The 26,920-nt window shown below is 59.4% G+C and carries 19 protein-coding genes, 1 tRNA gene and 1 pseudogene; 14 read left to right on the forward strand and 7 right to left on the reverse strand.

Annotation, left to right across the window (positions count from 1 at the left end; translation table 11 throughout):
- From smpB to alaS, 7 genes and pseudogenes are all read left to right on the forward strand, one after another.
- Positions 1 to 483, forward strand: coding sequence for an SsrA-binding protein SmpB (smpB, locus tag K3148_RS11590; protein WP_006831961.1), 483 nt, complete (start codon positions 1 to 3; stop codon positions 481 to 483).
- Positions 484 to 613: 130 nt separating this feature from the next.
- Positions 614 to 1,198, forward strand: coding sequence for a DUF2062 domain-containing protein (locus K3148_RS11595; RefSeq protein ID WP_247711567.1), 585 nt, complete (start codon positions 614 to 616; stop codon positions 1,196 to 1,198).
- Complete coding sequence (locus K3148_RS11600) at positions 1,195 to 3,678, forward strand: hybrid sensor histidine kinase/response regulator (protein ID WP_221424930.1); 2,484 nt, start codon at positions 1,195 to 1,197, stop codon at positions 3,676 to 3,678. The genes K3148_RS11595 and K3148_RS11600 overlap by 4 nt, the downstream gene beginning before the upstream one ends.
- Positions 3,679 to 3,826: 148 nt before the next feature.
- Positions 3,827 to 4,888, forward strand: a complete 1,062-nt coding sequence (gene recA / locus K3148_RS11605; protein ID WP_221424931.1) for a recombinase RecA — start codon at positions 3,827 to 3,829, stop codon at positions 4,886 to 4,888.
- 221 nt (positions 4,889 to 5,109) lie between these two features.
- On the forward strand, positions 5,110 to 5,736 hold the full coding sequence (locus K3148_RS11610) for a glutathione S-transferase family protein (RefSeq protein ID WP_221424932.1): 627 nt from the start codon (positions 5,110 to 5,112) through the stop codon (positions 5,734 to 5,736).
- A gap of 97 nt (positions 5,737 to 5,833) precedes the next feature.
- Positions 5,834 to 6,565, forward strand: a pseudogene (locus K3148_RS11615) (class I SAM-dependent methyltransferase); the annotation flags it as partial.
- A gap of 76 nt (positions 6,566 to 6,641) precedes the next feature.
- Positions 6,642 to 9,305 (forward strand): alanine--tRNA ligase, encoded by a 2,664-nt coding sequence (gene alaS / locus K3148_RS11620; protein ID WP_221424934.1) that lies wholly within the window; start codon positions 6,642 to 6,644, stop codon positions 9,303 to 9,305.
- Positions 9,306 to 9,350: 45 nt separating this feature from the next.
- On the opposite strand, the gene K3148_RS11625 is transcribed toward alaS, so the two are convergent.
- From K3148_RS11625 to K3148_RS11640, 4 genes are all read right to left on the reverse strand, one after another.
- The gene (locus K3148_RS11625) at positions 9,351 to 9,530 is read right to left on the reverse strand and encodes a hypothetical protein (protein WP_221424935.1); all 180 of its coding nucleotides are present in this window, start codon (positions 9,528 to 9,530) and stop codon (positions 9,351 to 9,353) included.
- Between the two features lie 45 nt (positions 9,531 to 9,575).
- The gene (locus tag K3148_RS11630; protein WP_221424936.1) at positions 9,576 to 11,336 is read right to left on the reverse strand and encodes a cation:proton antiporter domain-containing protein; all 1,761 of its coding nucleotides are present in this window, start codon (positions 11,334 to 11,336) and stop codon (positions 9,576 to 9,578) included.
- 49 nt (positions 11,337 to 11,385) lie between these two features.
- On the reverse strand, positions 11,386 to 13,041 hold the full coding sequence (locus K3148_RS11635) for a bifunctional GNAT family N-acetyltransferase/carbon-nitrogen hydrolase family protein (protein WP_221424937.1): 1,656 nt from the start codon (positions 13,039 to 13,041) through the stop codon (positions 11,386 to 11,388).
- Positions 13,042 to 13,147: 106 nt separating this feature from the next.
- Positions 13,148 to 14,368, reverse strand: a complete 1,221-nt coding sequence (locus K3148_RS11640; RefSeq protein ID WP_221424938.1) for an NADP-dependent isocitrate dehydrogenase — start codon at positions 14,366 to 14,368, stop codon at positions 13,148 to 13,150.
- 237 nt (positions 14,369 to 14,605) lie between these two features.
- On the opposite strand from K3148_RS11640, the gene K3148_RS11645 reads away from it, so the two are divergent.
- The 7 genes from K3148_RS11645 (at position 14,606) to K3148_RS11675 (ending at position 23,260) form a co-directional block, all read left to right on the forward strand.
- Positions 14,606 to 15,973: an exopolysaccharide biosynthesis polyprenyl glycosylphosphotransferase gene (locus tag K3148_RS11645; RefSeq protein WP_247711568.1), complete on the forward strand. Its 1,368-nt coding sequence runs from the start codon at positions 14,606 to 14,608 to the stop codon at positions 15,971 to 15,973.
- Between the two features lie 196 nt (positions 15,974 to 16,169).
- Complete coding sequence (locus tag K3148_RS11650; protein WP_221424939.1) at positions 16,170 to 16,433, forward strand: hypothetical protein; 264 nt, start codon at positions 16,170 to 16,172, stop codon at positions 16,431 to 16,433.
- A gap of 54 nt (positions 16,434 to 16,487) precedes the next feature.
- Positions 16,488 to 17,882 (forward strand): O-antigen ligase family protein, encoded by a 1,395-nt coding sequence (locus K3148_RS11655; protein WP_221424940.1) that lies wholly within the window; start codon positions 16,488 to 16,490, stop codon positions 17,880 to 17,882.
- Positions 17,875 to 18,564 carry a polysaccharide biosynthesis/export family protein gene (locus K3148_RS11660; protein ID WP_221424941.1) on the forward strand — a complete coding sequence of 230 codons (690 nt, stop codon included), beginning with the start codon at positions 17,875 to 17,877 and terminating at the stop codon, positions 18,562 to 18,564. The genes K3148_RS11655 and K3148_RS11660 overlap by 8 nt, the downstream gene beginning before the upstream one ends.
- A 90-nt stretch (positions 18,565 to 18,654) precedes the next feature.
- Entirely contained in the window at positions 18,655 to 20,811 is a 2,157-nt protein-coding gene (locus K3148_RS11665; protein ID WP_247711569.1) for a GumC family protein, read from the forward strand.
- Positions 20,808 to 21,962 (forward strand): hypothetical protein, encoded by a 1,155-nt coding sequence (locus K3148_RS11670; protein WP_221424942.1) that lies wholly within the window; start codon positions 20,808 to 20,810, stop codon positions 21,960 to 21,962. Before K3148_RS11665 ends, K3148_RS11670 begins: the two co-directional genes overlap by 4 nt.
- A gap of 2 nt (positions 21,963 to 21,964) precedes the next feature.
- A complete protein-coding gene (locus K3148_RS11675) occupies positions 21,965 to 23,260 on the forward strand; it encodes a hypothetical protein (protein ID WP_221424943.1) in 1,296 nt (431 codons plus the stop codon).
- A gap of 1,241 nt (positions 23,261 to 24,501) precedes the next feature.
- Here the strand turns inward: K3148_RS11675 and K3148_RS11680 are convergent.
- The 3 genes from K3148_RS11680 to K3148_RS11690 all read right to left on the reverse strand — a co-directional run bounded on the left by K3148_RS11680 (position 24,502) and on the right by K3148_RS11690 (position 26,794).
- Positions 24,502 to 24,576: transfer RNA gene (locus K3148_RS11680), tRNA-Val, on the reverse strand.
- Between the two features lie 1,004 nt (positions 24,577 to 25,580).
- The gene (gene tagD / locus K3148_RS11685) at positions 25,581 to 25,973 is read right to left on the reverse strand and encodes a glycerol-3-phosphate cytidylyltransferase (protein WP_221424944.1); all 393 of its coding nucleotides are present in this window, start codon (positions 25,971 to 25,973) and stop codon (positions 25,581 to 25,583) included.
- A complete protein-coding gene (locus K3148_RS11690; RefSeq protein WP_221424945.1) occupies positions 25,970 to 26,794 on the reverse strand; it encodes a LicD family protein in 825 nt (274 codons plus the stop codon). The genes tagD and K3148_RS11690 overlap by 4 nt, the downstream gene beginning before the upstream one ends.
- Positions 26,795 to 26,920: the final 126 nt, after the last annotated feature.

Consider the following 26,920-nt stretch of genomic DNA (forward strand, 5'->3'; position numbering starts at 1 on the left):
ATGGCCAGACCCAAGCCCGCCACCTTCGACAAGCAGAAGACCGTCGCCGACAACCGGCGCGTGCGGTTCGATTACCATGTCGAGGAGACGTTCGAGGCGGGTCTCGCGTTGCAGGGCACCGAGGTGAAGGCCCTGCGCGCGGGCGAGGCGAGCATCAAGGAAAGCTACGCCGAAGTGCGCGACGGGCAGGTGTGGCTGATAAACGCCAATATTCCCGAATATTCGCACGGCAACCGCCTCAACCACGAGCCGCGCCGGCCGCGAAAGCTGCTGCTTCATTCGCGCGAGATCGAAAAGCTGTTTGGCGCGGTCGAGCGCAAGGGCATGACGCTGGTCCCGCTGTCGATCTATTTCAACTCGACGGGCCGCGCGAAGGTCGAGCTGGCGCTGGCCAAGGGCAAGCAGGCGCACGACAAGCGCCAGACGATCAAGGATCGCGACTGGAAGCGCGACAAGGCCCGGTTGATGCGGGAAAAGGGCTGAGAGCGCTCCGCTACCCCTTTCGTAACGCCTTCGTGCTAACCACATCGACTGTCATGCAAGTTTCGTCGTACACTCCTTGCAATACGCCCTTGCGCGCGCCAGTTGGGCGGCGCATGGCAGGATCGTGGCAGTGAGCGGGTTCAAGTCCAAGACTTTCCTTGCGGATTTCCTCCGCAAGCACATGCCCACGCGCGAAGAAATGGCGAAGAACCGTTTCCTCAAGCCGATCGCCCACCGTTTCCTGACACCCGAACTCTGGCGCTTCACCCGGCGCAGCGTACCGCGCGGCGTGGCGCTCGGACTGTTTGCGGCCTTCATCGTGCCGATCGGCCAGATCTTCCTCGCCGCCTTCCTTGCTCTGCCGGCTAGAGCGAACGTGCCGCTGTCCGCGCTTGTGACTTTCGTCACCAATCCCTTCACGCTGCCCTTCTGGCTGATAATCGCCAACAAGACAGGGCGGTTGGTGCTCAACATTGACGCGGCCATGGGAGCAGGCGCCGGGCAATTGGCCGATGATGGCGGCGCGCTCGCCCGCTGGCTCGAGGTCGGAGGGGTGACCGCTTTCGGCTTCCTCGTCCTCGCCATCGTCAGTGCGGCGGTGGGATACCTCCTGTCCAGCTTCATCTGGCGCATCGTCATTGCACGCCGCCGCACGAAGCGCCTCGCCAGGATGGAAGCGCGGCTCGACGAACGGCTGCGGGAGCGGGGCGAGTGAGCCTGCTTACCGAAACCGAGAACGAGGGCTTGCCGCCGGTCCCGCTGTTGCTGGGCATATTGCTCGCCTTCGCGGTGTCGGTCGGCCTCGTCTGGCTGGCCGCCGACAGTTCAATCACCGCGCTCGCCTATGGCGGGGCGCTTATCGCCATCGTTCTTGCGCTCTTGCTCGCCCCGCGCTTCCGCCCGGCGCAGGCTGCCGACGGATTCCAGCAGCCCGACTGGACGGTGACCGCCGCCGCGATCCAGAACCGCCGCCGCGCCGTGGCGGTGCTCGACCGCGCCAATCGCCTGACCTGCGCCAACGACACTTACGAGAAGTGGTTCGGCGGCGACCTCGCCCCGCACGAATTGCCTTTCGACGAAGAGGCCAAACGCAAGCTCGCCGAGGCCGCCCGCTCGGCCTGGCGTGAGGGCGAGGGTTCCAGCGGCGAGCTCGCGCTCGAGGGTTCGGACCGCCGCTTCGAACTCGCGATCGAACGGGTCGGTCGCGGCGAGGACTACCTCGTCTGGCGTTTCAGCGAAGTCGTGCGCACGCGCAGCTATGACGGGATGAACGAGAGGATTTCGGGTCCGCTCGGCCAGATCATGTCGCGCTCCGGCATCGAACTCGCCATCGTCGCGCCCGACGGCATCGTGCAGTCGGCAACCCCGGGCCTTGCCGAGCGCGCGCTGGGCGAACGCGGCGCGAAGCTTGCTGGGCAGGAATTCGTCCAGCTTTTGCGGTCCGATGATCGCGATCGCATCTTCTTCGCGCGCGAGGGGCAGCAGGGCTCGCCGCAGACGCTGGTGCATGTTCCGCTCGATCCGCCCGGCGGCAAGGACGCGCAGGGAGGCGAAGCGGCGCCTGCGCTCATGCTGCTGGTCGACAGCACCGTCGGCATCGGTGGGGGATGGCAAGGCAGCGGCAAGGCGGCGATTCCGCAGCTCGAAGCGCTCCTGTCCGCGCTCCCGCTTGGCCTTGCCCTGACCGACCGCGACGGGAGGTTCCTTTTCGCCAACAAGGCTTTCCTGCGCGCGGTGGAACGCGAAGGATCGGGCTTGCCGCAATTCCCCTCCGACCTCGTGGTGCGCGAGGACAAGGCGGCCATGGCCGATACCGTCCGCCGCTTCGCCAAGGGTGCGACGGCAAGCGGCGACATGGCGGTGCGCCTCGCCAACGACAAGGAAGAGCCGGTCTCCATCGGCCTAGCCGGCGTGCGCGGGCTGGGCGATGCCGCTGTGCTCCTGTCGATCAGCGATTCCACCGAGGAAAAGCGCCTGCGCCGCCAGGTTGCACAGGCCACCAAGATGCAGGCCGTCGGCCAGCTTGCCGGCGGTGTCGCGCACGACTTCAACAACGTGCTGACCGCCATCATCGGCTATTGCGACCTCATGCTGCTGCGCCACACGCCGGGCGACAGCGACTATGACGACATCCAGCAGATCAAGGCGAACTCGAACCGCGCCGCCTCGCTGACCCGCCAGCTGCTCGCCTTCTCGCGCCAGCAGACGCTGCGCCCCGTCGTGCTGCAAATGCCCGACGTAGTGAGCGAGGTGAGCCAGCTGCTGAAGCGCCTGATGGGCGACAAGATCGAGTTCTCCGTCCGCCACGACCGCGAATTGGGCCCGGTCCGCGCCGACCCGCAGCAGCTCGAACAGGTCATCATCAACCTGGCCGTGAACGCGCGTGACGCGATGCAGAGCCATGCCGCGCGCCTCGGCAAGCAGGACTGGAAGGGGCGTCTGACGCTCGCCACCCGCCGCGTGTCGGCGCGCGACGTGCGCAAGATGGGCATCGATATCATGCCCGCCGACGACTATACCGTCCTCATCGTGCAGGACACGGGCGGCGGCATCCCGGGCGAGCATCTCAACAAGATCTTCGAACCCTTCTTCACCACCAAGGAGCAGGGGAAGGGCACTGGCCTCGGCCTTTCCACGGTCTACGGCATCGTGAAACAGTCGAACGGCTTCATCTTCGCCGACAACGTCACCGATTCCAGCGGCGAGGCGGCCGGCGCGCGCTTCACCATGTACCTGCCGGTCCACAAGGGCGAGATGCCGGCCAACCAGCGTGGTGAGGATCGCGAGGATACCAAGGCCAGCGAATGGGCCGGCGGCGGCACGCTGCTGCTGGTAGAAGACGAGGACATGGTCCGCGCCGTGGCCGAACGCGCGCTCACCCGCGCCGGCTATTCGGTCACGACCGCGCGCGATGGGGAGGAGGGCCTCGCCCAGATCGCCAATGGCGAGATCGAGTTCGATCTGATCGTGTCGGACGTCGTCATGCCGGCGATGGACGGCCCGGCGATGGCGCGCGCGATCCGCAAGGTGAAGCCCGATGTGCCGATCCTGTTCATGTCCGGCTATGCCGAGGAGCAGCTGCGCAACGACATCGATATCGACAATATGTACTTCATTCCCAAGCCCTTCAGCGTTCAGCAGATCAACGCGAAGGTCTCGGAAGTTTTGCAGGCGCAGGCCAAGGTCGACGCCTGACAGGGTGCGGAAGCCCCAGATTTCTGCGCTTTTTGACCCTGTTGAAGAAAATTTCGTTCCACTCTTGTTCTATGAGAACAAATTGGGTACACCTCTTCGCAGTTGATGAGTTGGAAACGGCTCTGGAAATGCGAAAGGGGAATATGTCATGGCGGCCAGTCTGAAGCTTGTAGGGGATAAGAAAGTGGACGCAGACCGCCAGAAGGCATTGGACGCCGCGCTTGCGCAGATCGATCGCGCATTCGGCAAAGGCTCGGCGATGAAGCTGGGCCAGAAGGAAGCGATGAATGTGGAGGCGATCTCCACCGGCTCGCTCGGCCTCGATATTGCATTGGGCATCGGCGGCCTGCCCAAGGGCCGCGTGATCGAAGTCTACGGTCCGGAAAGCTCGGGCAAGACCACGCTGGCGCTGCACGCCATCGCCGAAGCGCAGAAGGCGGGCGGTACCGCGGCTTTCGTCGATGCGGAACACGCTCTCGATCCGGTCTATGCCAAGAAGCTGGGCGTCGATGTGGACGAGCTGATCGTCTCGCAGCCCGACACCGGCGAACAGGCGCTCGAAATCACCGATACGCTGGTGCGTTCGAACGCCATCGACATCCTCGTGGTCGACTCGGTTGCCGCGCTGGTTCCCCGCGCCGAGATCGAAGGCGAGATGGGCGACAGCCACGTCGGCCTCCAGGCGCGTCTCATGTCGCAATCGCTGCGCAAGCTCACCGGTTCGATCAACCGCTCCAAGTGCATGGTGATCTTCATCAATCAGCTGCGCATGAAGATCGGCGTGATGTACGGTAACCCCGAAACCACCACGGGCGGCAACGCGCTCAAGTTCTACGCCTCGGTTCGTCTCGACATCCGCCGCACCGGCCAGATCAAGGACCGTGACGAGGTGATCGGCAACTCGACCCGCGTGAAGGTCGTCAAGAACAAGGTCGCCCCGCCGTTCAAGCAGGTCGAATTCGACATCATGTATGGCGAAGGCATCTCCAAGATCGGCGAGATCCTCGATCTGGGCGTGAAGGCGGGCCTGGTCGAGAAGTCGGGCAGCTGGTTCAGCTATGACAGCGTCCGCATCGGCCAGGGCCGCGAGAACGCCAAGACCTTCCTCAAGGAAAACCCCGAAATGTGCGCCAAGTTGGAAGCTGCGATCCGCGGCAAAACCGACGAGGTCGCCGAAGAGATGATGACTGGTCCGGACGCGGAAGACTGATCACATCGCTTCAAGCGGGGGCGCGTGCGGCACCTCATTCCCCGCCGCACGTCACAGCCGGACTGTCCCCCGGCGCTCCCGGAAACACGGAAAGCCGGTGCGCGCGCTCTCTCCTATTGCCGCCGCACCGGCTTTTCGTGTGTCTGGGCCTGATCCCGAATTGAGGCTGGCCTAGTGCGCTCCGTCTCCCTAGGCAGGAGACAACCAGCAGGGGAGAGCGCATGACTATCACCGTCCACCACCTCAACAACAGCCGCTCGCAGCGGATACTGTGGCTGCTCGAGGAACTCGGGGCCGATTACGAGATCGTGGCCTACCAGCGCGATGCGACGACCAATCTCGCGCCGCCCGAACTCAAGCAGGCGCATCCGCTGGGCAAGTCGCCGGTCATCGAGGACGATGGCCGACGGGTCGCCGAAAGCGGTGCGATTATCGAGTATCTGTGTGAACGGCACGGCGGCGAGAGCTGGCTTCCCGATCGATCGTCCAACGCCTGGATCGACCACCTCGAATGGATGCAGTTCGGCGAAAGCTCGTTTTTCGTGCCCGTCATGCTAAAGCTGGTCGCCGGCCGCCTGGGCGAGGCTGCAGCTCCGGCCATGCCGCGGATCGACGAGCAGCTTGCCGCGCATATCGAGTACGCCGAGAACAACATCTCCGACGACCTCCATTTTGTCGGCTCCGACTGGTCCGCCGCCGACGTCATGATGAGCTTCCCTGCCGAAATCGCGGTGATGCAGGGGTATGGCGAAAAGGCGCCCAAGCTGGCCCGTTTCGTCGAGGCGATACATGCACGCCCCGCCTGGCAACGCGCCCGCGAACGCGGCGGCGCCTATTTCGGATGGTGAGCGAATGACTTCGGGTTCGGAATGGAAAGACCGTGTCGGCCAGAGCTGGGCGAGGGAGTGGTAGCGAACGGATCGCAGTTTCGGTGAGCTAACCTCTCGGCTTCTCGAAACGGCAGTGGCCCACTCCTATGAAAGGGCGCTCGATATCGGTTGCGGTGCGGGCGAAATTACCCTCGAACTGGCTCAGGCGAACGCCGCTGCATCGCATCTGGGCATCGATATCAGCCCTGAGCTTCTCGTAGTCGCGCGCGAGAGAACGACCGGCCTTGCCAACACCGCATTCGAACTTTGCGATGCATCCGGTTGGACCTCGGACACCGGTCGAAAGCCCGATTTGCTGGTCTCCCGCCATGGCGTGATGTTCTTCGGCGATCCCGCAAAGGCGTTCGATCACCTGCGTTCGCAGTCAGAACCAGATGCCCGCATGGTTTTCAGTTGCTTCCGCACTCCGGCGGAAAACGGATGGATCCGTGAACTCGCTGCCATCGTCCCTCCCGGTGGCGAGGCGCCTGACCCCCGTGCGCCGGGACCCTTTGCTTTCGGGGAAGCCAACTATGTCAGGGATGTGCTCAACGAGGGAGGGTGGCAATCCGTCGAGCTCACTCCGGTCGATTACGCCATGATTGTCGGAACGGGCGAAGACCCGGTTGCGGACGCGGTATCCTACTTCCAGGCGATCGGCCCCAGTGCCCGCGCCCTTGCGGAAACGGAAGGCGAGGAGCGCGAAGCCATGCTTGCCCGTCTCGCAGACATGGCCGCAGCGAACCGTGATGGCGACACCGTCTCGCTCGCGGCAGCTTGTTGGATCGTTACCGCCAGCGCTGGCTGACCATCGCCGCTTTCGCCCACGGTAAACGGGCTTTTGCGGCTTGTCGGGCGGGCCGCGATTGCCTAACTGCGCCCGCATGACGTCGACCAATGAAATCCGCCGCTCCTTCCTCGATTACTTCGGCAGCAACGACCATGCCGAGGTTCCGAGCGCGCCGCTCGTGCCTTTCAGCGATCCCACGCTCATGTTCGTCAACGCGGGCATGGTGCCGTTCAAGAACGCCTTCACCGGCCTCGAAACCCCGCCCGCACCGCGCGCCACCAGCGCGCAGAAATGTGTGCGCGCCGGCGGCAAGCACAACGATCTCGACAATGTCGGCTACACCGCGCGGCATCACACCTTCTTCGAGATGCTCGGCAATTTCAGCTTCGGCGACTATTTCAAGGAACAGGCGATCGACCACGCCTGGACGCTGCTGACCAAGGAATGGGGGCTCGACAAGGACCGACTGCTGGTCACGGTCTACCACACTGACGACGAAGCCTTCGACCTGTGGAAGAAGCGCACCGGTTTCGCCGACGAGCGCATCATCCGCATCCCGACCAAGGACAATTTCTGGGCCATGGGCTCGGACGGTCCGTGCGGCCCGTGCTCGGAAATCTTCTACGACCACGGCGACCATATCTGGGGCGGCCCTCCGGGATCGCCCGAGGAAGACGGCGACCGCTTCGTGGAGATCTGGAACCTCGTCTTCATGCAGTTCACGCAGGAAAACGACGAGATCGTTGGCGACCTGCCCAAGCCCAGTATCGACACCGGTATGGGGATCGAGCGCGTCGCGGCGGTGATGCAGGGCGTCCACGACAATTACGACACCGATACTTTCAAGGCGCTGATCGGCGCGAGCGAGGCCCTGACCGGCGTCAACGCCGAGGGCGACCAGACCGCCAGCCACCGCGTTATCGCCGACCATCTGCGATCCACCAGCTTCCTGCTCGCCGACGGCGTGCTGCCCAGCAATGAAGGCCGCGGCTATGTCATGCGCCGGATCATGCGCCGCGCCATGCGCCATGCGCACCTCTTGGGCGCGAGCGAGCCGCTGATGCACCGCCTGGTGCCTGCGCTCGTCACCGAGATGGGCGCGGCTTACCCCGAACTCGTGCGCGGACAGCCGCTGATCCAGGAAGTGCTCGAACGCGAGGAAACGCAGTTCCGCCGCACGCTCGACAAGGGTCTCAAACTGCTCGACGAAGCCACCGGCGACATGGGCAAGGGCGGCACGCTCGATGGCGCGACCGCGTTCAAGCTCTACGACACCTACGGCTTCCCTTACGACCTTACCGAAGACGCTCTGCGCAATCGCGGGATCGCGGTCGACAAGCCCGGCTTCGATGCCGCCATGGCCGAACAGAAAGCCGCCGCGCGCGCCGCGTGGAAGGGCTCGGGCGAGGCGGCCAGTGAGGAAGTCTGGTTCGACATCGCCGAGCGCGAAGGTTCGACCGAATTCACCGGCTACAGCTCCGACACGGGCGAGGCCGCAGTGGTCGCACTGGTGAAGGACGGCAAGGAAGTCGACAGCGCGGGCGAGGGCGACGATGTAATCGTCCTCACCAACCAGACCCCCTTCTATGGCGAAAGCGGCGGCCAAACCGGCGACGCCGGACGCATCTGGACGCCCGAAGGGCTGGAAATCGCGGTATTGACCACGAACAAGCCGCTCGGCCGCCTGCACACGCATATTGCGAAGATCGCCAAGGGCAGCGTGAAGGTGGGCGATGCCGTCCATCTCGAGATCGATGCCGAGCGCCGCGATCGCATCCGTGCCAATCACTCGGCAACGCACCTTGTTCATGCCGCGCTGCGCAATCGCCTTGGCGGCCATGTGACGCAGAAGGGCTCGCTGGTTGCGGACGACCGTTTCCGCTTCGACTTCTCGCATCCCAAGCCGCTGAGCGACGAGGACATCGCCGCGATCGAGGCCGAAGTGAACGAGGAAATCCGCGCCAACGAAACCGTCGGCACGCGCCTGATGACGCCCGACGATGCTGTGGCCGCAGGTGCACTTGCCCTGTTCGGCGAGAAATATGGCGACGAGGTCCGCGTCCTGTCGATGGGCCGCAAGGGCGGCGAGGGCAAGAACTACTCGGTCGAACTGTGCGGCGGCACGCATGTCGAGGCGACGGGCGATATCGGCCTGTTCAAGATCGTCTCCGAAAGCGCCGTAAGCTCTGGCGTACGCCGGATCGAGGCGCTGACCGGCGAAGCCGCGCGCCTGTGGCTGCTCGCCCGCGACGAGACCGTGCGTGCCATCGCAAGCGCGCTCAAAACCTCGCCCGACGAGGCGGCTGCGCGCGTCTCCGCACTAGTCGACGAACGCAAGAGGCTTGAGAAGGAACTCGCCGAGGCCAAACGCGCACTGGCGCTGGGTGGCGGCGGCTCGGGTGATGCCGGACCCGCGGATGAAGATATCGGCGGTGTGAAATTCTCCGGGCAGGTCATCGATGGCCTCAACCCCAAAGAACTGCGCCCGCTGCTGGACGAGGCAAAAACCCGCATCGGTTCGGGCGTGGCCGCGATTTGTGCGGTCAACGATGGTAAGGGGGCCTTCGCCGTCGCCGTGACGGACGACCTCACCGAGCGGTTCAGCGCGGTCGACTTCGTGCGCGCCGGTGTCGAGGCATTAGGCGGAAAGGGTGGCGGTGGCCGTCCCGATATGGCGCAGGGCGGCGGTCCGGACGGATCGAAAGCCGACGAAGCCATCGCCGCCGTGCGTGAGGCGCTCGCAAAAGAAAACGCCTGACCGGCACGAGACTGGTCAGGCGCTGATTCTCCTCTCCGGAGATAATCAGGCGTTGGGCGTGCTCTTGGTGACGCCGCTCGAGCCCTGCTCGATGTCATAGCCTTCGGTGTCGCCCGGAGCGCCGCGCTGGTCGGTCGGTGCTTGGTCCATCTGCGGCTCGGCCACGTTTTGCGGCTTGAACTTCTCGTCGTTCGGGGTCGGCTTGGTCGGGTGTTGTTGGCTCATATTCGCTCTCCTTTTGCATAATCAACGGCTTGGGAGAGCGATGGTTCAACCGTTCGCCGTGCTTGAGCGTAGCTTCGGCTTGTAGCCCAGTGCGCCCTCTTCCTCGATCTGTTCGCGAAACTCGTCGCGCTTTTCGTGGATCGAGGCGATGACCGGCCCCATCGGGACGCCGATATCCACCAGCACGGCTTCCGACAGTTGCAATGTGGCTTCCAGCGCCTCGGGCACGGCGTGGCTGGCCCCGGCGCGGTAGAGTTCGGCGGCGTGCGCGATGTCGCGGGCGCGCGCGACGATGAGCAGGTCGGGGTATTCGCTCCGCAGCTTTCGGACCAGGCGTTCGGCGAGGACGGGCTCGTCCATCGTCAGGACCACGGCGAGCGCGTCCTCGATACCGAGATGATGGAGCGCATCGCCGCGCGCGGCATCGCCGAAAGTGGCGCGATATCCTTCGCGCTTGGCGTATTCGATCAGGTCTGCATCGGAATCGATGGCGACATAGGGCTTGTCGTGTGCCTTGAGCATTTGCGCGACCAGCCGTCCGACGCGGCCGATGCCGACGATGATGACCTTGGCCTCGCCCTCGTCTTCGGGGGGCAGTTCGGGGGCGGGCTCCACCCGGCGCGCGACCACGCGGCCAAGGCGCGCCAGCAGCGGCGTGATGGTGAGGCCGATGGCGGTCACGATCTGCCAGAACTGCGCCGTGCCGGGCTGGATCAGCAGCGCCGAACTCGCGGCGGCGAGCACGATCAATGTGGTTTCCGAAGGGCTCGCCATGAGAATACCGGTCTCGGCCGCCGTACTGCGGCGCGCGCCCATGAGGCGCAGCAGGACGCCCGTTAGCAGCGCCTTGAAAACGAGGACCCCGATCACCGCCGTCGCGATGGAGCCGAGATATTCCCAGATCGTGGCAAGGTCGATGCTCATGCCGACGGTGATGAGGAAAATGCCAAGCGCGAGGCCCTTGAAGGGCTCCATGATGCTTTCGACTTCGGTGTGGTATTCGGTCTCCGCGATCAGCAGGCCTGCAATTAGCGCGCCGACGATGGGCGAAAGGCCGACCGCGGCCGTGGCAAGGCTCGATCCGATCACCACTAGCATGGCGGCGGCGAGGAACAGCTCCGGGCTCTTGGTGCGGGCGGCCTGTGCGAAGAGGCGGGGAAGGGCGTAGCGCCCCGCGATCATCATCACCGCGATGACCGCTGCGCCCTGCCACATGGTCGTCAGCAGTCCTTCCCAGCCTTCCGATGCGGCGTTGGGAGCCATGGCGCCGAGAATGAAGACGATCGGCACGATCATGATGTCCTCGAACAGCAGCATCGACAGCGCGGCGCGACCGACGGGACTGGTGCTGCCCGAAATCGGCAGGACGATGGCGGTGGACGAGAAGGCGAGAGCAAAGCCCAGCGCCAGTGCGCCGATCCAGTACTGCCCCATCATCGAAAGCACGACCGCAAGGCAGAGGCCACCGATGAGCAGTTCTGCCGCGCCGAGGCCGAAGACGAGCCGGCGCAATTGCCACAGTCGCTTGAACGAGAGTTCGAGCCCGATGGCGAAAAGGAGCAGGATGATCCCGAATTCGGCGAAGAGGTCCAGGGACCCGGGATCGGATATGGTTATGTGTTCCAGCCATGGTCGCTCGAACACCATCTGCCCGAGGCCATAGGGGCCGACGAGGATGCCGATCAGGATAAAGCCGATGACCGGCGTAATGCGGAACCGCGTGAAGACGGGAATGACCAGCCCCGCCGCGCCGAGAATGACCAGCGCGTCCGAAAGTGCAGGTGATGCGAGTTCGCCCGAAGCCATGGGGTTGCTCTAGCCAGCCTTTTCTAAGGTGTCACCAAGCCGCAGGCGCTTAGCCACCGCCTGGCCCGGTCGGACCGAGCGGTTCGCGGCGCGGGCGCGGCTTGCCGGGGTGCTTCCCGTCTTCGTCCCACTCGATGCGGTAGAGGTCGAACCGGCGGTCGGCGAGGTTGCGCACCGTGCCTTCCGCGCGCGCCCACTGGAGGTCGGCGAGGTTGATGTCGCTGATGGTGAGCGTTTCCACGTTCTCGGTCGCTTCGGCGGCGATACCGTCACGCGCGAAGGGAAAGTCGCAAGGGGTCAGGATACAGCTCTGGGCGTACTGGATGTCCATATTGCCGACATTTGGGAGGTTGCCGACATTGCCCGAAAGGACCACGAAACACTGGTTCTCGATGGCGCGCGCCTGACCGCAATAGCGGACGCGCAGATATCCTTGGCGGCTGTCGGTGCAGAAGGGCACGAAGATAATCCGCGCGCCTTCGTCGGCAAGGCGCCGGCTGAGTTCGGGAAACTCGCTGTCATAGCAGATCTGCACACCGATCGGGCCGCAGTCGGTCTGGATCACCTCGACCTTGTCGCCGCCCTTGATGTTCCACCAGTAACGCTCGTTGGGAGTGGGGTGTATCTTCTCCTGCGCGTGGACCGAGCCATCCCGCAGGCAGACATAGGCGACGTTATGGATGTCGCCATCCTCCATCCGCGTAGGGTGGCTGCCGGCGATGATATTGATGTTATAGCGCATCGCCATTTCGGAAATGTCGGCCTGCAGGCGCGGCGTGTATTCCGACAAGCGTTCGATCGCTTCGACGGGGGAGAGTTCCTTCTCCTCGAAACTCAACAGCATGAGCGTGAAGAGTTCAGGAAAGACTATGAAGTCTGCCTCGTAATCGCTTGCAACATCGACGAAATAGGTGACGTGGCGCATGAACTCGTCATAGTCGGCGACCTGCCGCGCCTGCAGCTGGCAGGTGGCCACGCGGACCGCCTCCACACCGCGAGGGAGGCGCTTCTTTACGGGCTGGTCGCGCTCCACATAGGGGTTGCGCCAGACCATCATGATCGCATTGGCCATGCTGGCCTTGTCTTCGGGCAGGTAGCCTTCCATCACCCGCTCGGGCTCGAACCCGTTTGCAAGCTGGAAACGCAACACGGGGTCGTGCAGCTTCCCGGCGACCACTTGGTCGAGATAATCTTGCGGGCCATCAACCTTACGGCGCAGGCGCCGATAGTTCGGCATCCGTCCAGCAAAGACGATGCCCGTCAGATCCTTCTCTTCGGCCAGTGCGCGGCGCTCTTCGTAAAGGCGGCGCCCGATGCGCACGCCGCGGACCTTCGGGTCCACGCACATTTCGTAGCCGTATAGCCAGTCCCCGGTCGGATCGTGACGGCTGCCATAGCCATTGCCGGTGATCTCGTCCCAGTCATGCTCCTGGAAGGCCAGCGCTTCGGCGAGCTGCATCGTGGCGCAATAGCCCACCACCTCGTCATCGAGCAGCGCAACGAAGCAGCCTTCGCGGAAATTGTTGATCTGGCCGCGGATCTCGCCGTGGGTATAGGCGGGCATGTCCTCGTAGACCCGGCGCACGAGGTTCGCGATGCCCGGAATGTCCTTGATCATCGCGCCCCGGACATCGAGCCGCTTCTGCCCGAACTTTTCCGAACCCTTGCGGCGAGTGGTGCGCTTTTTCGCTGGCTGCTTGGCCATCAATACCCCGTCTTCAATGTGTCGACCCCAAACGAAAACGGGGCCGGCTTTGCGCCGACCCCGATGATCTGGCTTATCCGGGTAACGAGCCGGACAGCATAGGGTTTCAGCCCCAGTTCGCCATTTCGGCTTCGAGGCCTTCCACGATGGCTTCGAAGAATTGTTCGGTGGTCATCCAGCTCTGGTCCGGACCGATCAGCAGCGCGAGATCCTTGGTCATCTTGCCGCTTTCGACGGTCTTGATGCAGACCTGCTCGAGCGTCTCGGCGAACTTCACCACCTCGGGCGTGTTGTCGAACTTGCCGCGATACATGAGGCCGCGGGTCCAGGCGAAGATGCTGGCGATCGGGTTGGTCGAGGTCGCCTTGCCCTGCTGGTGCTGGCGATAGTGACGGGTGACGGTGCCGTGCGCGGCTTCCGCTTCCACCGTCTTGCCGTCGGGCGTCATCAGGACCGAGGTCATGAGGCCGAGCGAGCCGAACCCTTGCGCGACGATATCCGACTGCACGTCGCCGTCGTAGTTCTTGCAGGCCCAGACAAACTTGCCGTTCCACTTGAGGGCGGCGGCGACCATGTCGTCGATCAGGCGGTGTTCGTAGGTGAGGCCGTGCTTTTCGAACTCGGCCTTGTATTCGGTGTCGAACACTTCCTGGAACAGGTCCTTGAAGCGGCCATCGTACTTTTTGAGGATGGTGTTCTTGGTCGACAGATACACCGGCCACTTGCGGTCGAGACCGTAAGCGAAGCTGGCGCGTGCGAAGTCGCGGATGGAGTCGTCGAGGTTGTACATCGCCATGGCGACGCCGGGGCTCTGGAATTCGAACACGTCGAGATCGATGTTCTCGCCGTTCTCGCCTTCGAAGACGAGGCGCAGCTTGCCGGCACCCGGGATCAGCGTGTCGGTGGCGCGATACTGGTCACCGAAAGCGTGACGACCGACCACGATGGGATCGGTCCAGCCCGGCACGAGGCGCGGGACGTTGTCGATGACGATCGGCTCGCGGAAGACCACGCCGCCGAGGATGTTGCGGATGGTGCCGTTGGGCGAGCGCCACATCTTCTTGAGGTCGAATTCCTCGACGCGCGCTTCGTCGGGAGTGATCGTCGCGCACTTCACGCCGACGCCGTGTTCCTTGATCGCGTTGGCCGCGTCGACCGTGATCTGGTCGTCGGTCTCGTCGCGCTTCTCAATCGAGAGGTCGTAATATTTGAGGTCGACGTCGAGGTAAGGAAGGATCAGCCGTTCGCGGATCCACTTCCAGATGATCTTCGTCATTTCGTCGCCGTCGAGTTCGACGACCGGGTTGGCTACCTTGATCTTGGCCATGGTTTTCCTGTTGTTTCGAATGCAGTTGCGCGCGCTCTAGCAGAGTGGCGCAAGAGGGCAAGGTGGGGGCGGCCGGCGCACCGTTGCAGTAGCGTTAACCCTATGGGCTTTTAGCAAATTATATTGCGTCGGGCCGTGACGCTGAGTAAGACTGCGCGAGAGTGGGGCGCGCTATTCGCCCATGTTTCTTAACAGCGAATGGACCCGTCCACGGGCCGGTTTGAACCGGAACGAAGCATGCCTTTGAAAGACTTTATCGAGCAAAACCAGCGGCCGGCGATGGAGCATCGCCGGATACAGCTTTACGCAGCGCTATTCCTGTTCGACATCGCGATTCTGTTTGGCAGCTTCTGGTTGTCGGCAGCTATCCTGGTTGGTCAGACACCATCGATGCGCGCGATCCAGGTGATGCAGTTCACGATCCCGATCTTCGTCGTCATCGCGATCTACAATCGCCTCTATTCGATCCAGACCCTCGAAAACCTGCGCCATGCCTTGACCAGGCTCGCCATGACGCTTGCTGTTTCGGCGATGCTGTTCCTGGTCATGACCTTCTACGTGGGATCGACCACTGACTTTGCGCGCCTGACCTTCTCGACAGCGATCGTCATGGCATTCGTCGCCATGTTGCTGGTGCGGAGCGTGTTTTACTGGAACGTGCGGCGCAATTTTGCCGGGAGGGTCTCCAACGTTCTCATTATCGAGGACGGCGGTCCCCACATCGACTTGCCGGGTGCCGGCCGGGTCACTGCTGACAGTGCCATGGTCGAGAACGCCCATACGGACCCCGAAGCGCTTGATCTGCTCGGGCGCACCATGCGCGATATGGACCGTGTCATCGTCAGCTGTCCGATCGAGCGGCGCGTGTTCTGGACCCGGATAATGCGCGCGGCCGGGGTGCACGGCGAAGTCGTTTCCGAGGCGTTGCAGGAACTCGGCGCGCTGGCGCTCGAGCGTGAGCACGGCTGGTCTTTCCTGGTCGTATCTGCAGGCCCATTGGGGTTGCGTGCGCGCCTGACCAAACGCGTGATCGATCTCGCCTTCACTCTGCCGGCGGTCATCCTGCTCTCGCCGCTCTTCCTGATCGTGGCGCTGTTGATCAAGCTGGAGGACGGCGGGCCGGTGTTCTTCGTGCAGCCGCGGATGGGGCAGGGCAATGTCATGTTCGACATGCTGAAATTCCGTTCGATGAAAGTGGCCAAGCTCGATTCGGAGGGCGCACGCTCGACTTCGCGCGATGACGACAGGGTGACGCGGATCGGCAAAATCATTCGCCGCACAAGTATTGATGAGCTTCCGCAACTGTTGAACGTGCTGCGTTCCGAAATGAGCCTTGTGGGGCCACGCCCTCATGCGCTCGGATCGCTCGCCAACGAGAAGCTCTTCTGGGAAATCGACAGCAATTACTGGCAGCGGCATTCGCTGAAGCCGGGTCTCACCGGACTGGCACAGGTGCGCGGATTCCGCGGCGCGACGGAGACCGAAGGGCATTTGACGGACCGCCTGGGAGCTGACCTCGAATACATCCGGAACTGGTCGCCGCTGGGCGATTTGAAGATCATATTCGCGACCGCTAAAGTACTCGTGCATCCGAATGCATACTAACCGTAAGGTGATGCAAAAATGTCAGTTTTCACTAAATTGTGAGAACTCAGGAACAATCCGGGCTTGGCATCTTTGGTGTCCTGTGCGAGCGCAAGGAAAGCGCTCGTAGTCGGAATTTAACCGGTTGCGCTTAGGGCGTAATGTTGCTAGCGAGCCAATTGAATTCTCGTAAGAAGAAAAAACTAGGAGATTACCTATGAAGACCAGCCGCCTTCTTTCGGGCCTCGGTGCAGTCGCAATGGCCGTTGCGCCCGTCGCGGCTCAGGCCGGTACCCGTGCTGCCGACACCGGCGCCATTGCTGTCCAGCCCGTCAAGATGTCGAGTGTTGAGCGTGGTGCCGAAGCTGCGACTTCGGAAAGCGAACTTGGTGGCTCGGCCACCATCCTCGCTGTTCTCGCTGCTGTCGCTGTGATCCTCGGCATTATCATCGCTGTCGATGACGATGACACTACCGATTAATTGAACGGTTTTCGATTCGAACCCCGCTGGTTATAGAAACCGGCGGGGTTTTTTATGCCCGCTAGCAACGTCGGCGATAATCAAGTTCAGAACGGGTTGATGCGAAGCAAATCGTCTTCAGATCGAATCTATGCCCAGATCAGGGAATTCGGGTTTTCGCTCGCTATATTTCTTTTGATTGCACTTATTTTGGGTGGTGGTGGAATTCGTCATGGTCTGACCAATCTGTTCGTGCAGCTTGGTGGGCTTGCGCTTCTTCTGTTGTGGCCGGACAAGATCGGTCAATTCCTTTCAAAAGCGCCGAAGGGCCTGATTGTTCTCGTTGCAGCCACAGTGCTTTTGCCTGTGATGCAATTGGTGCCTTTGCCGCCTGAGGTCTGGAAGGCGCTGCCTGGGCGTGAAATGGCGCTTGAAAGCCGGGCACTTGTCCATGCCGAAAACGACTGGTTCCCGCTCACGCTCGACCGAGGGCGAACTATAACAGCCTTATTTGCGCTGGCGGGTCCGCTGGCAGTGATAGTAACGTATCGCTTTGGCTCGAAGAAAGCGTCCCATGCGGGGCTGGGAATTTTGGCCGGACTAGCAATTCTGCAGCTGGCATACGGGGTTCTTCAGCTTGCCGTGGGCGGAGACGCTCTGTTGCTCTATGAAACGAATAGCGAGGGCCGCTTTTATGGCTTCTTTGTGGGCCACATCGCCAGCGGTCTTTTCCTGGTGATCGGCTTGTGCGCGCTCATCGGCCTGTACGAGGTTTCGAATAAATCCACAGTGCGGACCACGTTGTTTATTGCCTTCAGCATTTTGCTGGTGATCGGGGTCATTTTGACGAATTCTCGATCGGCTGTTGCCTTGCTGTGCCTGCCAGGCCTTTGGGCTCTGATAATCGCGGTGCGGCGCGTTATGGCCTTACCTTCCAGAAAACGATGGGTCTCACTTGGCGCAGCTCTATTTGCTTTAGTCGGGGCGGGAATGCTGATGGCAACCAACAACCGATTGGATCAGACGTGGGAGCGCTTCGAAGACTTCGAAGATTCGCGGCCCGACATCTGGGCAGATACAGTGGTGGGAATTGAGCGTTACTGGCCTGTCGGAAGTGGAATGGGCACCTTCGACGAGGTATTTCAGGTGGAAGAATCACTCGAGGCGCTAATCACCAAAAAAGCGGCTCGGGCCCATAACGAATATCTGGAGATATTGCTCGAAGCGGGCATTTTCGGAGTAGCACTCGTCATCGCTTGGCTGCTTTATCTGCTTTACGCGATCATCTGCGGTTTGAGGACTGTTCAGGCTCCCGTCACGCTTGCGGCGGCATTGGCTGGATCGTGCATCGCGCTTCAGGCTCTGCTCTATTTCCCGCTGCGGAATATGGCCGAGTTATGCGTTGCAGGACTCCTCGTGGCTCTGCTAACGGCGCCATTGACGACGAAGAGGGATCGTAAAATTGCCTAAGACTACCCGCGCTGCTCTTGCCGCATCGACACTGCTGCTTGCTGGCTGTTTTAGCCCGTCCAGCGACTTACCGAAGGGCGAACTCGCTTATCGGACCATGCCCGCTGCGAGTGATAAGATCGGGGCTCAGGAGTACAGGATTGGTGTGCTGGATACCCTCTCTATACGCGTCTTCCAAGAGAGTGAGCTTACGTTTGACGAGCTCTCAGTCAATTCGGCTGGAACGATCAACTTCCCTTTCATTGGCGAAATGACCGCGATCGGTAAAACGCCAATCGAACTCAGTCGAGAAATCGAGGCGGGCTTGGGGTCCCGTTACATTCGCGACCCACAGGTCGTGGTTGGCGTGGTCAGTTCCGCGGCGCAGCGTGTGACAGTAGACGGTGAGGTGGAGCAGCCTGGTGTCTACGAAATTGCAGGTACATCCTCATTGCTTGAATCGGTGGCGCGTGCGCGAGGGATAACTTCAGTCGGAGTAGATGATGAGGTTATCATTTTCCGCATGATCAATGGTGAACGTCATGGAGCCATCTTCGATCTGAAAGCAATTCGTGAGGGGCGGGCAGACGATCCCGAAGTGCTGGGTGGAGATCGTATTGTGGTTGGCTATTCGGCTCTGCGGGGAACTTGGCAAAGCTTCCTGCGAGCTGCACCGCTTTTCAACGCGTTCACAAGGTTCTGATAATTGACAACTGGCTATCTCATCGAAAACTCGCAGGGTCACGATCCTATGAGAGATGGAAGTGCTCGGGATTCAAGTGGCTCGGCCGGGGTGACTGACGATGTCTTTTTCGACATCGATTTGCGCCGCGTCGGTGCTGCGGTGCGTCGCAACATTCTCGGTATAGTTGCGTTCATCGTTCTCGCACTCGTTGCTGGGGTTTTGGTTACCCTATTGATGCGTCCGCAATACGTTGCAACCTCGCAGGTCCTGATTGAGCAAACTACTGACGCGATTATCGAAGGGGCCGAAACACAATCTAGTGTTCCAATGCAAGAAACCGAAAGGTTCCTGCAGACGCAGGTCGATGTGATCCAAAGCCGAAGTTTGGCGGAGCGGGTTGTCGAGGCTGAAAACCTCGCTGCCAGGGAAGACTTCTATACCGCTCAGGGCAAAGACATTCCACAGTTGGAATCGCTTCCAGGAACTGGTTATGGTGGCAGCGAAGGTCTCGCTCGCTTTCGTCGTGATATGGCGACTGATATGGTGCTGGAAGGCCTTACTGCTACTTTGCCGATCGACAGTCGTTTAGTATCAATCAATTTCCAAAGCGGTGACGCTGCGATCGCAGCTGAATTGGCAAATTCGATTGCGCGGAATTTTATCGAAAGTAATCTAGCCCGTAAATTCGACAGTAGCGCATATGCGCGCGAGTTTCTCGCGCAACAGCTCGAGGACGCTCGCAATAAGCTCGAGCAGAGCGAAAAAGATCTTAACTCCTTCTCCCGCGCGGCGGGCCTGATCCGCATAAGTGGCAGGGGGCAGAACGCTGACCAGGAAACCACTCTTTCGGTTACGAACGAGACATTGCAACAGCTCAACTCCGCTGCTGCACAAGCAACCGCTGATCGCATAGCGGCCCAGAACACATGGGAGGCGATTGAAAGTGAGCCAATTGGTTCGATACCGCAAGTTCTACAAAATCCAGCGTATAGCCAGTTGGTACGCGAGCGCGCCGTAGCTGAATCACGCCTCGCCGAAGAGCGGACGCGACACCTAGATGAACATCCGAATGTCCAAGCGCTGCAGGCGCAAGTTGACCAAATAAATAGGCAGCTACAACAGGTCGGAACTTCGATCAAAAATTCGGTTGAATTAAATTATCGATCCGTTCGCGATCGAGAATCGCAGATCAAAAGTCAAGTCTCGGAAGTACGCGACTTTGCTCTCGATGAACAGGATCGGGGAGTACAGTACAACGTTTTGAAGCGTGTCGCTGAAACTGACCGCGCGCTCTACAACACTTTGCTAACCCGATTTAATGAACTAAGTGCCACAGCAGGTGCGACGTCGAACAACGTTTCGTTGGTGGACTCAGCCCAGACGCCACGGGTACCCTCCTCACCGAGCCTCTTGCTTAATATGCTGATTTCCTTGCTTGGCGGGGTAATGCTGGCAGCCGCGTTTGTTTTCTTGCGAGAGCAGTTCGACGAGGTCCTCCGCACACCGGAAGATGTTGAACGCAAAGTTGGTATTCCGCTGCTCGGGCTGATTCCCTTGGTTCAAGGTGGTAATCCGGCCGAGGATCTTGACGATCCCAAGTCCCCGGCCAGCGAATCTTATCAATCACTCGTTACGAACCTTCGGTACAGTACGGGGGAGGGCATACCGCGCACGCTTATGGTCACCTCGGCGCAAGCTGGGGAGGGCAAGACAACTTCGGCAGGAAAGCTCGCACTGGAATTTGCGGAGTTGGGCCGTAAGACGCTGCTGCTCGATGCAGATTTGCGCCGACCGACCCTTCATCGCAAACTGCCGAACAAGGACCAGGTGGGTTTCACCACCGTTCTTGCCGGAGAACGGACTATCGACGAAGTTCTTGTTCGCTCGGACAATCCGAACCTGACCTATATGACAGCGCTTCCTATACCGCCCGATCCAGCCTCTCTGCTTGCCAGCATCAATTTCAATGAATTAATTGCCGATTTGCTCACGCGTTTCGACAGCATCGTTTTTGACGCTCCGCCGATGCTCGGACTGTCTGACGCACCCACTATTGCCGCTCATACCGATGCTGTTCTTATCGTGATTGACGCTGAGAAGGGCAATCGCGGCGCGGTCAAGACAGCGCTCGGCCGCCTGGCTATGGTCAAGGCGAACGTGATCGGCGCTATCTTAACCAAATTCAATCCGCGCAATGTTAGCGGCGAATACTCTTATTACGGCACCGATTACTATACATATGAATCGATGGCGGACGAACGGTGATCGAGGGCCGGAGCTGGCTTGGTTGGGGCTCAAGAGTAGCAATCTTTTTGGTGTTGGCTGCGGTAGCTGCGGTCTTTCAGATCGACCGTCATTCCAACACACGGCCAACATTGATGGTTTACGTGCCTCCAGGGATTGGTGGCTTTGCCGACGCAAAAATTGGACGCTTACTCGCAATGCCTGCACCTCAGCTTGCGCTGGAGCGAACAGAAGCCTCACTTCGTCATCGTCCGATTGATGCGGGCACGCTGGCCGCCTTTGCCATGGCTGCTGTCGAAGCGGACGATCCCGATAGGGCTGGCCGTGCCTTAGGGTATGCAGCGAGCCGAGGCTGGCGTGATACCTACACGCAAATTATGGTAATCGGCAGCGCGATTTCAGAAGAAAACTGGATCATCGCTGCGCAGCGAATTGACGCTCTCACCCGGCTGCAGCGAGAGAAAGAAGCTATCTTTGCCTCATTAAGCATGATGCTTCCGTCCGCGCATGGGCGAGAGGCACTAGCAGCACGGCTCGAGGGAAGTAACACGCTTATGTTTGCGCTTGCCGATTTTCTCGGTGCCTACCCTAATTTCAGCGCGGAAGTGGCGGATACCCTAATCACCGCACGCGAGCGAGCGCCCCAAATGCCCTGCGCGCGGTTTGCTCGTGTTACGCGTACATTGCTGGCTCGCAACCGCGGGGCACTGGCGATCGCTGTGTGGCCTGAGGGCTGTATGGGTTCGGAGGGTCGGGGATTGGCATTCACTCCAAGTCTCGGGGAAAATTACCCTTTTTCTTGGATCTATCCTCCTTCTCCCGGGGTCGTGGTTCGCCAAGTCGACACAAGCGGTGTCCTAATAGTGCAAAACCGTGATCGCCTCCGGCATCCCTTCGCGACGCGTTATACCGTGTTGGAACCTGGGGAGCGGCGACTTACGCTGCAGAAAGATGAGCAATCCGACGCGCGACTTGGAGCTTATCCACGAGCAGGTGATCTCCATATCGAACTTCGCTGCGATCGAAGCAGCAAGAGCCGGTATTCGGCTCTGGTCTCCCAAGTTTACAGCGAGCCGATTGCATTCAAAGTGCCCGCTGACTGCCCAACCCAATTTTTGACCCTATCGATCTCCAGCGGATCGGCCAAAAATCTTTCGATCTCGATCGATTAGAAATGAAAGTCTCTACCTCTTTGCCTTTGGCTTTGGCGATGGCGGTGCCTCGGACTGCATTCAGTTACGCTGGCTATGTCGCTGCACCGCTATTTATGATAAACTGGTTGTCTTCGCGGACATACGCGAAAGCTTCTTTTCTCTTCTCAATTCTCGCCATTTCAGCGATCGTCAATCTGTCACTTGGCCTCAGCTTTTCGATTACCGCTTGGGCACTAGAGCTTCTACTCCTGTTTCCTTTCATGGCCGCAGCGCTCGGATTTTTGGCGGTCAGATACTTGAATGGGCGGAAGTTCATCCGAATTCTAAATACACTGGTATTCGTTACTAGTATTTTCAGTTTGGTACAGCAAGGTTTCCCCTTCCGGCTTCCCTACATCCACTATCTGCCGGACTTCTGGAACGGGGGTTTTGGCAATGGCGGAGCGAAGATTGTCACAATCATCGGTTTTTTCGGCATCGTCGAGGCGCTGACTCGCAACCGCACTTTAAGAATCGTCAAAAACTATTCCTTGATCATCGCACTAGCAAATTTCCTCGTTCCAAATTTCATCCTCGGTATGCTAGCTGGGTTCGCCGCGCTGGTAATCTTCGTTCGTAAGAATCGTGCATTACTTTTTGCAGGGGCTGCGCTGGCATTGGTTTTGGTGCCGTACGTGCAGTATCGAATTGAACAGAAAAACGACGCTTTCAGTGAGGCCTACGGCTCCAGTCCAAAAGTTTACGCTTTTGCCGCGGTCGGGCAATTATATTTAAACGAACCTCACGCGATCATTGTCGGGACAGGTCTTGGACAATTCACGAGCCAGCCAGCAATTTGGTCAAGTCCCATCAATAGATACATCAGTTCGCATGACACCCCGCAATTGCCGGGAATGTTTTCGGCCGAAGTTCATGACGAGTATATTGCGCCTGCTATGTTGCGGTTCCGTACGCAAAAATGGGCCGTGCTGTCTTCCGCGAACAAACCTTATAGTGGACTTAGTCAAGCGCTCGCCGAGTTGGGTGTCCCTCTTACTTTCCTACTCTTTTACTGCTTATACCGACTTTTCTGGCGGGGTGGCACAGGTGAGTTCGGCAAGGCGGTTTTTCTCTTTGCCGTATTTGTCAATTTGCTCGATCCTCAGATCGACTCGCCTTGGTTCGGCGTGATGATGATCGCGTCGCTAGAGGTTATTAGGCGGACACGAGCTAAAGAGGTTCTTGATCTACGACCGCAAGGGTTCGACGCCGGGAAGCGCGCACCATTAACGGACCGTATGTCGCCGAACCGATATACGGCGACGCAAATGCGGTGAGCCCCCTGCGCGCTCATCGAGAGCATCCGGTCACGCGCTATTTAGGGTCGATTGGAAGCGGCGTGATAGGATAACCAGGTAATTGGACTGCCAAGTCTTAAGTTCATCAGTTAAACGGCTTACCTTGCTATCACTATCCTTTCGCCGCTCGTACTTCCTCGCGATTAACTTTTAAGATACTAAGATTCCGAGATGCCGAGGTCATCGATGGTTGTTGAGGGATTTAACATTTCGCTAGCCATCGACAAGATTACCGTGTGACGATTCGCGGGGATCCGTCTGTCCCCACAACCATGAGCAGGCGATTAGTGTGGCCAAAGATCGTTCGAGTTCTCTGATCCATGCACGGAGGTGAAATGCGCGCCTTCAATCCGTGACCACGGCCCTCGTTACCGGTGCGCCAAGAAGCGGCACCAAGGCTGTTGGTGAACTTCTGAGCCCCGTGCCTCGCGCGGTTGAGCCTTACGAGCCAACGAGTGATATTGTCGGTGATAGTGCCGTGCCCGATCGGTTTCCAATTTCAGGCCAAAATGGTTTTGAACTCCCGATGGTCGATGATCTTGTCGATTGCATTCTGCGGCGCCGACTGCGCATCAGTTGGCGACTGGAGGCGATACAGGGTACACAAGGTCGCAATCGCTATCTCAACCGGACCCGCAGGACCTGTGCGCTTGCGCGACTCCAACCATCGAAGGTATTTCACGGATGGAAAGATCCTACCGCGCTGATGCTGACTCCGCGTCTTGCAGCCCATTGTGACATTCCGATTATCATCACTGCGCGTGACCGGCTCAGCTTCGCATCTAGCTATAAGCGAATGGGCTGGCTTCCCCCTGTGGAGGGGCTAGTTCATAGTATCGAAATAGTCGGACTGCGCGTTGATCGGCGCATTCCGGAGATCTTGAAGAGTGACGTCGCTCCCGTACGGGCGGGCGCCTTGGTATGGAAGCGGCTGGCTGAGGTCACCGGCCTGGTAGTGCCGCACAGTGCGTATTGCTAGGAAAACACGAAGTAGAAGTCAGCGAACAGCCAAAAAAAAGCGCATTTCGTAAATTGCTCTAATGCCAGCATTACGTAAAACTGGAGGAGGAACCTTTCAGAAAGCGAGGAAGAGTTTGTGCGTGAACTGAACGACTAGCTTTGTAGCGAATTGGAGGACGATTTCCGCCGACAGCGCGAGAGTTGGTAAATTGCTGTCGGACATATAAAAAGCCCGCCGGGAACGGCGGGCTTTTGCTCGATGGTGGGCGTACCAAGGTTCGAACTTGGGACCCCTACGATGTCAACATAGTGCTCTACCGCTGAGCTATACGCCCACTCTATCGAACATGCCGTTTCTTGCGGCAGGCGCGCCAATTAACGAGGGAAGTTCCCCCAAGCAAGCTAAAAGTTTCGTCAGCAAGAATCTTTTTCAAGCGGCCTGATTTTCGCCAGTTCAGGACGGATGAGAAGCGCCCCCAGAACTCCTATTCACAGCTCAAAGCGCCATTCTGATCAAGGACAAATACGCCCGAAGTTTCGTAGGTGTTATAGGCTCGGGACTAGCCATACGGTTCCCCTGTAGGGCGCTATCATTTGTGTTTCTTAACGTGGTCGAGCAGACGCAGCCTCCATACGGATGTCAGAAAATTAAAATGCGGTATCTACCGCGCTACGGTCGTCGCCTTCACGTCGAACCTTGGACAGTCGAGCGCGCTATTCCCGCTATACCACGCGATGGCTGGACGCGCGGGACAAGCGGCAGCGTGGCAGATTGCAGGTCATGGATTTGTGCTCGCGTCACTGGAAGCATTTATAGTCTTCGCAATCGGGCTAATTTAAGCTTTGAGAAATGTGCGGGGATTTGACAAAGGTACAATTACCTTAGTGGCGCCTTCTCAGCTTCTCGACAATGCGGATCCCACCTTATCGCGCGCCTGACGGCATCAGCATGGTGCTTTCACCGCGCGCAATTCTGTGGTGTCCACTAGCTATCGCCGTATCGACAACCCTTACCGGTCCGGCGTGCTTGGCGGCAAGCGCTCTCCTGGCAATGGACGGTCTAGTCTGCGCAGGATCAGCTTTGCAACGGGATCGGTGACGTTATCAACCGGGCTAATAGGCCTCATGATCATCGTTCGGCACGGACAGCGCAATCATGGGCTTGCATTCTGGGTCAGATTAGCTTCGAGCGCCGTTCCATTAGCGATACATAGCGGGCTCGAGGGTTTGATTGTTACTCGACGATGATCATCACATTTAATCTGCATACACGTCTTGCAGCCGGTCAATTTCTGAATTCAGCCTAGCGCGGTGATACGAGTTTGCGGCCCTTGACTGATTAAGAGCTAGGACCAAGCTCTGACTTGATCGATGTGGTGGAAATTTCAGGAGTGCGTTCCAGATAGACCACCTCGCAAAGGTCGGAGAGAAAATCGAATTCACCCTTCCAGTCGTCTCCCATAACAAAAACGTCGACTTCGTGTGATTTTATGTCATGGCGCTTTTGATCCCAACCGCTTTCACGGATTACTAAGTCAACATAGCGGATCGCTTCAACCATATGTTTGCGTTTCTCGTAGGAGAAATAGCATTTCTTCCCTTTGATTGCATTAAACTCGTCGTCCGAGATCGCTACGATAAGATAATCTCCACGCGCTTTCGCCCTACGGAGGAGGTTTACGTGCCCGTAATGCAGGAGGTCGAACGTGCCGTAGGTAATGACTTTTTTCATTGTCCGAATTCCAGAGTTTTGAGTGGGTGCTTAGGTTTACGCTTTTGCTCTGGCGGAAGCTCCATGAAGTTGTCACCATAAAGGTGGCGAAGGTACTCGTCTATCGGATGGGGACAGGGAAATTCCCCGCCCTCAAAAGCGATTGGTTTTGCATCGCGGATCCAGCGCTTCTGGAGCGTCTCCTTCTGCAATGAATAGGAGCCGGCTATCGCGATGACCTGATTGCCCGGCGAGTGGCTTGCCCGTTTAACCACTCGCTGAAGCATGTGTTTCAGGCGCTGTGCGCTCAGTGGGATGGCAAAAATCTTCGCTGCTATATCACCAAGAACTAGCGGAAAACCGAGGTACTTGGTGGAATATGATAGCTTGTGTCTTAACGCGCGTTTTAGGAATGTGACTTGTGCGTGGAACAGCTTTAGCTCGCGGCGCGAGGTCGGGACCGTGTCGAGCGGAAAAATATCGATGAAAATACCTTTGTGGCCACCGACATCCTTGGACGACATTTCCACCATCCGAGTGCCGTTTTTGCGCAATTTGGCAATTGGAGCAGGTAGGTATTCGTCCTGCATCCAATCCTGAAAGTAATAACCATCGGGAAAATGGCTCACGAGCTCCACGAACCTGTCATAATCGGCGCGCAACATACCCACGTCGATATCATCGTCCCACGGAATGATGGCCCGATGCCGACGAGCTCCCAATGCGCTGCCCGCAAGCAGGCAGAAATGGAGGCCGTGCGCGGAACAGAATGTCGAGAACGCTTCGAGAATTTCGAACTGGACCCGGTGCAATTTTTCGAGGTTGCTCACTTCCGCAGTCATCAGGCACTCTTGTCAAAGCGTGTGGTCGACATCGTACACCTTCGTAGTTTTATGGTTTGCGCCCGAGCGCGCTGAGATTCTGTAGATATGCAAACAGTCTGACCTCAACCCTAACGCTCAGGCATA

Origin of the sequence: Qipengyuania aurantiaca, assembly GCF_019711375.1 — a bacterium.
GTDB classification, from domain to species: Bacteria; Pseudomonadota; Alphaproteobacteria; order Sphingomonadales; family Sphingomonadaceae; genus Qipengyuania; species Qipengyuania aurantiaca.

Bases quoted from the DNA above. Each gene is read 5' to 3' on its own strand.
- smpB (WP_006831961.1), top strand. From the start codon at position 1: ATGGCCAGACCCAAGCCCGCCACCTTCGACAAGCAGAAGACCGTCGCC.
- recA (WP_221424931.1), top strand. From the start codon at position 3,827: ATGGCGGCCAGTCTGAAGCTTGTAGGGGATAAGAAAGTGGACGCAGAC.
- K3148_RS11610 (WP_221424932.1), top strand. From the start codon at position 5,110: ATGACTATCACCGTCCACCACCTCAACAACAGCCGCTCGCAGCGGATA.
- alaS (WP_221424934.1), top strand. From the start codon at position 6,642: ATGACGTCGACCAATGAAATCCGCCGCTCCTTCCTCGATTACTTCGGC.
- K3148_RS11625 (WP_221424935.1), bottom strand. From the start codon at position 9,530: ATGAGCCAACAACACCCGACCAAGCCGACCCCGAACGACGAGAAGTTC.
- K3148_RS11630 (WP_221424936.1), bottom strand. From the start codon at position 11,336: ATGGCTTCGGGCGAACTCGCATCACCTGCACTTTCGGACGCGCTGGTC.
- K3148_RS11635 (WP_221424937.1), bottom strand. From the start codon at position 13,041: ATGGCCAAGCAGCCAGCGAAAAAGCGCACCACTCGCCGCAAGGGTTCG.
- K3148_RS11640 (WP_221424938.1), bottom strand. From the start codon at position 14,368: ATGGCCAAGATCAAGGTAGCCAACCCGGTCGTCGAACTCGACGGCGAC.
- K3148_RS11645 (WP_247711568.1), top strand. From the start codon at position 14,606: ATGCCTTTGAAAGACTTTATCGAGCAAAACCAGCGGCCGGCGATGGAG.
- K3148_RS11650 (WP_221424939.1), top strand. From the start codon at position 16,170: ATGAAGACCAGCCGCCTTCTTTCGGGCCTCGGTGCAGTCGCAATGGCC.
- K3148_RS11655 (WP_221424940.1), top strand. From the start codon at position 16,488: ATGCCCGCTAGCAACGTCGGCGATAATCAAGTTCAGAACGGGTTGATG.
- K3148_RS11675 (WP_221424943.1), top strand. From the start codon at position 21,965: ATGAAAGTCTCTACCTCTTTGCCTTTGGCTTTGGCGATGGCGGTGCCT.
- tagD (WP_221424944.1), bottom strand. From the start codon at position 25,973: ATGAAAAAAGTCATTACCTACGGCACGTTCGACCTCCTGCATTACGGG.
- K3148_RS11690 (WP_221424945.1), bottom strand. From the start codon at position 26,794: ATGACTGCGGAAGTGAGCAACCTCGAAAAATTGCACCGGGTCCAGTTC.